6 protein-coding genes and 1 other annotated feature are annotated in these 6,603 nt (G+C 51.9%); all 6 genes read right to left on the reverse strand.

Annotated elements, in window-relative coordinates:
• Nucleotides 1-178 precede the first annotated feature (178 nt).
• The 6 genes from E0D98_RS20350 to E0D98_RS20375 all read right to left on the reverse strand — a co-directional run bounded on the left by E0D98_RS20350 (nt 179) and on the right by E0D98_RS20375 (nt 6,418).
• Nucleotides 179-475 carry a DUF2502 domain-containing protein gene (locus E0D98_RS20350; RefSeq protein WP_000738723.1) on the reverse strand — a complete coding sequence of 99 codons (297 nt, stop codon included), beginning with the start codon at nt 473-475 and terminating at the stop codon, nt 179-181.
• Nucleotides 476-688: 213 nt separating this feature from the next.
• Complete coding sequence (gene thrC, locus E0D98_RS20355; protein ID WP_000781063.1) at nt 689-1,975, reverse strand: threonine synthase; 1,287 nt, start codon at nt 1,973-1,975, stop codon at nt 689-691.
• The gene (gene thrB / locus E0D98_RS20360) at nt 1,976-2,908 is read right to left on the reverse strand and encodes a homoserine kinase (protein ID WP_000241660.1); all 933 of its coding nucleotides are present in this window, start codon (nt 2,906-2,908) and stop codon (nt 1,976-1,978) included. It abuts the gene before it with no gap.
• A 1-nt stretch (nt 2,909) separates the two neighbouring features.
• Nucleotides 2,910-5,372, reverse strand: a complete 2,463-nt coding sequence (thrA, locus tag E0D98_RS20365; protein WP_131890884.1) for a bifunctional aspartate kinase/homoserine dehydrogenase I — start codon at nt 5,370-5,372, stop codon at nt 2,910-2,912.
• Between the two features lie 25 nt (nt 5,373-5,397).
• Nucleotides 5,398-5,517 (reverse strand) — a sequence feature (Thr leader region).
• Complete coding sequence (gene thrL, locus E0D98_RS20370; RefSeq protein ID WP_001386572.1) at nt 5,453-5,518, reverse strand: thr operon leader peptide; 66 nt, start codon at nt 5,516-5,518, stop codon at nt 5,453-5,455. It overlaps the preceding feature by 65 nt.
• A 213-nt stretch (nt 5,519-5,731) precedes the next feature.
• A complete protein-coding gene (locus tag E0D98_RS20375) occupies nt 5,732-6,418 on the reverse strand; it encodes a tRNA/rRNA methyltransferase (protein WP_001223164.1) in 687 nt (228 codons plus the stop codon).
• Nucleotides 6,419-6,603 lie beyond the last annotated feature (185 nt).

Below are 6,603 nucleotides of genomic sequence, written 5' to 3' on the forward strand. Positions count from 1 at the left end.
AGTCCGCTGCATAAATCTACGCAACAGGTTAGAACCCAAGGCCCGATACGGCATGCGGACTGCAGGCAGAGAAAACTGGCCGATTTTCTCTGCACTGGAGGGATAATACAAGGCCTGATAAGACGCGCCAGCGTCGCATCAGGCGCTGAATGCCGGATTGTTACCCGGCATTTGTCATTTAGCGGTGATGTTTGCCTGGACCATGACCGCCGTGATGATCATGAGGAGCTTTCTTATGGTGGCGCGGCGGTGGCGGCGGTCCGTGTGGGTGCCAGCGATTGCCTCGCCATTCATAATGTTGTTTCCACCAGCCGTGGTCGCGCCAGTGACCTCCATCCCAGTAATAGCCACGATTATCACGATCGCCTATCTGTAATTTTACTGACGGGACTAACGTAATTTCCGCAGCCTGTGCTGCCATGGGAGCGACCAGAACCAGGGAAAGTGCGAGTACGATAGATTGCATCTTTTTCACAGGTTACTCCTTTTATCATTGCCCGTTATGGGTCGATATCCGGAGATTACGCGATGAGAACGACGGTTGTTATTCTCCGCAATCCTAATCTCTAAGTTACCGCATTTATTGAGAATTTCTCCTTTTTCCCTGTCGTTTTTCTCCATAATTTCTTCATAAAAAAGCCGGGCTGCATAAAAGCAAACCCGGCCTGATTGAGATAATGAATAGATTTTACTGATGATTCATCATCAATTTACGCAACGCAGCAAAATCGGCGGGCAGATTATGTGAAAGCAAGGGTAAATCAGCACGTTCTGCCAGCTCTTTTGGCAGATCCAACGTTTCACCGAGAATCGCTTCCACGCTCTCTTTAAATTTCGCCGGATGCGCGGTGCCGAGGAACAAGCCATATTCGCCTGGATTCAACTGGTCACGCAGCGCACGATACGCTACGGCAGCGTGCGGCTCCGAGGTGTAGCCCAGTTCTTTTAACTCACGCATTGTCTGTTGCGTGGTTTCATCATCCACGGCTGCATAACCCAGCTCTTTCAGTTGCCAGATTTTGCGGCGGAACAACTCTTCCACACGCGGCCAGTTGTTCGGCTGACTCACGTCCATCGCGTTGGATAACGTCGCCTGAGTCGCTTTGGGTGACCACTGACCGTCGTGCAGGAAACGTGGCACGGTATCGTTCACGTTGGTCGCAGCAATAAAACGTTTCACCGGCAGACCGAGTGACTTCGCCAGCAGACCCGCCGTCAAATCGCCGAAGTTTCCGCTTGGCACCGAGACAACCAGCTGGTTGCGCGCTTCCTGCGGCAGCTGCGCAACAGCTTCAAAGTAGTAGCAAATCTGCGCCAGCAAACGGCTGATGTTAATCGAGTTAGCTGAGTTTAACCCCAGCGCCACTTTCAGTTCTTCATCATCAAACGCCTGCTTCACCAGCGCCTGACAGGCATCGAAATCGCCGTCGATGGCAACAGTTTCGATATTGCCGCCCAACGTACAGAACAGTTTTTCTTGCAGTGGACTGATTTTGCCTCGTGGATAGAGGATAACCACTTTCACATTCGGTAAACCGTAGAAAGCATGAGCCACTGCCGCTCCGGTATCACCGGAGGTCGCGGTCAGAATGGTCACTGGCTTATCGCCCGCAATATGGGTCAGCATTTGTGCCATAAAGCGACCGCCGAAATCTTTAAATGCCAGCGTTGGCCCGTGGAACAATTCCAGACAACCGACATCGCTTTCAACATTGGCGACCGGAGCCGGGAAGGCAAACGCCGCGCGCACGCGCTCTTCCAGGATTTCCTGCGGGATTTCATCACCAATAAACGCCGAGAGGATCTTCGCACTGCGGGTGACAAAATCCAGCTTCAGCATCTCATCAATTTCAGTCAGGCTGAATTCCGGCAGGTCATGCGGAAAAAACAGCCCCTGATTTTTGCCCAACCCCTGGGTTACGGCTTGCGCAAAGCTGACCTGCTCGTTGTGATCTTTCAGATTGTAGAGTTTCATTTAGTTTTCCAGTACTCGTGCGCCCGCCGTATCCAGCCGGCAAATATGAACAAAACCTTCCTGATTTTGCAGGTAGTTCTTACCCAACCAGTCGGCAACGCGCTGGGCGGTATCCGGCTTGTCACATAGAGCGAACAAGGTCGGGCCGGAGCCGGAGATACCGCTCGCTACCGCGCCGATTTCCGCGACCGCCTGCCGCGCCTGCCGGAAGCCAGGCAGTAACCGTTCACGGTAGGGTTCAGCGATAACATCTTTCATCAGCTTCGCGGCAAGCTCAGGCTGACGGGAATAGCAGGCGTGAATGAAGCCAGCCAGATGTCGCCCGTGCGCAATGCAATCCTGGCGGCGATACTGCGCCGGTAAAATAGCCCTGGCTTCTGCCGTCGAGACTTTAATCCCCGGATACGCCAGCACCCACAGCCACTCATCAAACCCTGGCACTTGCTGGCTGATGATGTCGTTTTCTTCGATCATCAACTGCATACCACCAAGAAAACACGGTGCCACGTTGTCGTAATGAATGCTGCCGGAGATTCGTCCTTCCAGCTCGCCCATCAAAGCCAGCAAACGAGTGTCATTAAGCGGCTTGCCACAGTGTTCATTCATCGCCATCAGCGCCGCGACCACCGAACAGGCGCTGGAGCCTAAGCCCGAACCGATTGGCATATTCTTTTCCAGAGTCATCGCCACTGGAATTTGCTTGCCAAGCTCCTGGCAAAAACGCTCCCAGCACTGATAAACGATATTTTCCCGTGGTTCTGACGGCAGCTTATCGGCAAAGCGTCCGAGGTTGTTGAGACTGAATGTCTCTGCCGCCTCAACCGTGACTACATCTCCGAGCAATGCACCATCAACAGGTGTCACCGCCGCCCCGAGCACATCAAACCCGACGCTCATATTGGCACTGGAAGCCGGGGCATAAACTTTAACCATGTCAGACTCCTAACTTCCATGAGAGGGTACGTAGCAGATCGGCAAAGACACCGGCAGCTGTAACGTCATTGCCCGCACCATATCCGCGCAGCACCAACGGCAGCGGCTGATAATAGTGGCTATAAAAGGCCAGGGCGTTTTCGCCATTTTTCACTTTGAACAGCGGATCATTACCATCCACTTCGGCAATCTTCACGCGGCAGGCACCATCTTCATCAATATTGCCAACATAGCGCAAAACTTTTCCTTCATCACGGGCCTTCGCCACGCGCGCGGCAAAGAGATCGTCGAGCTGTGACAGATTCGCCATAAAAGCGGCAACATCACCCTCAGCGTTAAACTCTGCGGGCAGCACAGGTTCAATTTCAATATCCGCCAGCTCCAGTTCACGTCCCGTTTCACGAGCGAGAATCAATAGCTTACGCGCTACATCCATACCAGAAAGATCATCTCGCGGATCCGGTTCGGTATAACCCATTTCCCGCGCCAGAGTAGTCGCCTCGGAGAAACTCATGCCTTCGTCTAACTTGCCGAAGATATAAGAAAGCGAACCTGAAAGAATGCCGGAGAACTTCATCAATTCATCACCAGCATTGAGCAGATTTTGCAGGTTCTCAATAACCGGTAATCCAGCCCCAACGTTGGTGTCATAGAGGAATTTACGCCGCGATTTTTCCGCCGCATGACGCAACAGATGGTAGTAATCCATCGACGAGGTGTTGGCCTTTTTGTTCGGCGTGACAACGTGGAAACCTTCGCGCAAGAAGTCGGCATATTGATCCGCCACTGCCTGGCTGGAGGTGCAGTCAACAATGACCGGGTTCAGCAGATGATATTCTTTCACGAGGCGAATTAAGCGCCCGAGATTAAACGGCTCTTTGGCTTGCGCCAGTTCTTCCTGCCAGTTTTCCAGATTTAGGCCATGCACATTGGTGAGCAGTGCCTTCGAGTTGGCAACACCGCAGACACGTAAGTCGATATGTTTATTCTTCAGCCAGCTTTGTTGACGCTTCAGTTGCTCCAGCAGCGCACCGCCAACGCCACCGACGCCAATCACAAACACTTCGATAACCTGATCGGTATTGAACAGCATCTGATGAGTAACGCGCACGCCAGTGGTCGCATCATCGTTATTTACCACGACAGAGATTGAGCGTTCAGAAGATTCCTGAGCAATGGCGACAATGTTGATATTGGCGCGGGCCAGCGCGGCAAAGAATTTCGCCGAGATCCCACGCAAGGTGCGCATACCATCACCTACCACCGAGATAATGGCCAGCCGTTCCGTCACCGCCAGCGGCTCCAGTAAGCCTTCTTTCAGTTCTAGGTAGAACTCTTCCTGCATTGCCCGTTCAGCCCGCACACAGTCGCTTTGCGGAACGCAGAAACTGATACTGTATTCGGAAGATGATTGCGTAATCAGCACCACGGAAATACGGGCGCGTGACATCGCGGCAAAGACGCGCGCCGCCATGCCGACCATTCCTTTCATCCCCGGGCCGGAAACGCTGAACATTGCCATGTTATTCAGATTGGAAATGCCCTTGACCGGTAATTCGTCTTCATCACGACTGGCACCAATGAGCGTACCTGGTGCTTGAGGATTTCCGGTATTTTTAATCAGGCAAGGGATCTGGAACTGGGCGATGGGGGTAATGGTGCGGGGGTGAAGAACTTTAGCGCCGAAGTAGGAAAGCTCCATCGCTTCCTGGTAGGACATCGACTTCAACAACCTCGCATCGGGCACCTGACGCGGGTCGCAGGTATAGACCCCGTCAACGTCCGTCCAAATCTCGCAACAATCGGCGCGTAAACAGGCAGCCAGCACCGCCGCGGAGTAGTCGGAACCGTTGCGTCCAAGTACCACCAGTTCGCCTTTTTCATTACCGGCGGTGAAACCTGCCATCAACACCATGTGATCAGCCGGAATGCGGCTTGCCGCAATACGGCGGGTGGACTCAGCAATATCGACGGTAGATTCGAGGTAATGCCCCACTGCCAGCAGTTTTTCGACCGGATCGATAACGGTAACGTTGTGACCACGCGCTTCTAACACGCCGGCCATAATGGCGATCGACATTTTCTCGCCACGGCAAATCAGCGCAGCGTTGATGCTATCCGGGCACTGCCCCAACAAACTAATGCCATGCAGGACATGTTTTATTTGGGCAAATTCCTGATCGACGAAAGTTTTCAATTGCGCCAGCGGGAACCCCGGCTGGGCGGCGGCGAGTCCCGTCAAAAGTTCGGCAAAAATACGTTCGGCATCGCTGATATTGGGTAAAGCATCCTGGCCGCTAATGGTTTTTTCAATCATCGCCACCAGGTGGTTGGTGATTTTGGCGGGGGCAGAGAGGACGGTGGCCACCTGCCCCTGCCTGGCATTGCTTTCCAGAATATCGGCAACACGCAGAAAACGTTCTGCATTTGCCACTGATGTACCGCCGAACTTCAACACTCGCATGGTTGTTACCTCGTTACCTTTGGTCGAAAAAAAAGCCCGCACTGTCAGGTGCGGGCTTTTTTCTGTGTTTCCTGTACGCGTCAGCCCGCACCGTTACCTGTGGTAATGGTGATGGTGGTGGTAATGGTGGTGCTAATGCGTTTCATGGATGTTGTGTACTCTGTAATTTTTATCTGTCTGTGCGCTATGCCTATATTGGTTAAAGTATTTAGTGACCTAAGTCAATAAAATTTTAATTTACTCACGGCAGGTAACCAGTTCAGAAGCTGCTATCAGACACTCTTTTTTTAATCCACACAGAGACATATTGCCCGTTGCAGTCAGAATGAAAAGCTGAAAAATACTTACTAAGGCGTTTTTTATTTGGTGATATTTTTTTCAATATCATGCAGCAAACGGTGCAACATTGCCGTGTCTCGTTGCTCTAAAAGCCCCAGGCGTTGTTGTAACCAGTCGACCAGTTTTATGTCATCTGCCACTGCCAGAGTCGTCAGCAATGCCATGACTCGTTCGCGTAAAGCTTGCAGTTGATGTTGGTCTGCCGTTGTGTCACTTTTCGCCGGTTGTTGTATTAATGTTGCTAATTGATAGCAATAGACCATCACCGCCTGCCCCAGATTGAGCGAAGGATAATCCGCCACCATCGGCACACCAGTAAGAACGTCAGCCAACGCTAACTCTTCGTTAGTCAGCCCGGAATCTTCGCGACCAAACACCAGCGCGGCATGGCTCATCCATGAAGATTTTTCCTCTAACAGCGGCACCAGTTCTACTGGCGTGGCGTAGTAATGATATTTCGCCCGACTGCGCGCAGTGGTGGCGACAGTGAAATCGACATCGTGTAACGATTCAGCCAGCGTCGGGAAAACTTTAATATTATCAATAATATCACCAGATCCATGTGCGACCCAGCGGGTGGCTGGCTCCAGGTGCGCTTGACTATCGACAATCCGCAGTTCGCTAAAACCCATCGTTTTCATTGCCCGCGCCGCTGCCCCAATATTTTCTGCTCTGGCGGGTGCGACCAGAATAATCGTTATACGCATATTGCCACTCTTCTTGACCAAATAACCGCGAACAGGGTGATCACTGTCAACTTATTACGCGGTGCGAATTTACAAATTCTTAACGTAAGTCGCAGAAAAAGCCCTTTACTTAGCTTAAAAAAGGCTAAACTATTTCCTGACTGTACTAACGGTTGAATTGTTAAAAAATGCTACATATCCTTCTG

The sequence above is a fragment of the Escherichia sp. KCJ4928 genome (assembly GCF_004352695.1).
Taxonomy (GTDB): Bacteria; Pseudomonadota; Gammaproteobacteria; order Enterobacterales; family Enterobacteriaceae; genus ECMA0423.

What these genes read in the sequence shown, in the direction of transcription:
- thrC (WP_000781063.1), bottom strand. Translation starts at nt 1,975, where the DNA reads ATGAAACTCTACAATCTGAAAGATCACAACGAGCAGGTCAGCTTTGCG.
- thrB (WP_000241660.1), bottom strand. Translation starts at nt 2,908, where the DNA reads ATGGTTAAAGTTTATGCCCCGGCTTCCAGTGCCAATATGAGCGTCGGG.
- thrA (WP_131890884.1), bottom strand. Translation starts at nt 5,372, where the DNA reads ATGCGAGTGTTGAAGTTCGGCGGTACATCAGTGGCAAATGCAGAACGT.
- E0D98_RS20375 (WP_001223164.1), bottom strand. Translation starts at nt 6,418, where the DNA reads ATGCGTATAACGATTATTCTGGTCGCACCCGCCAGAGCAGAAAATATT.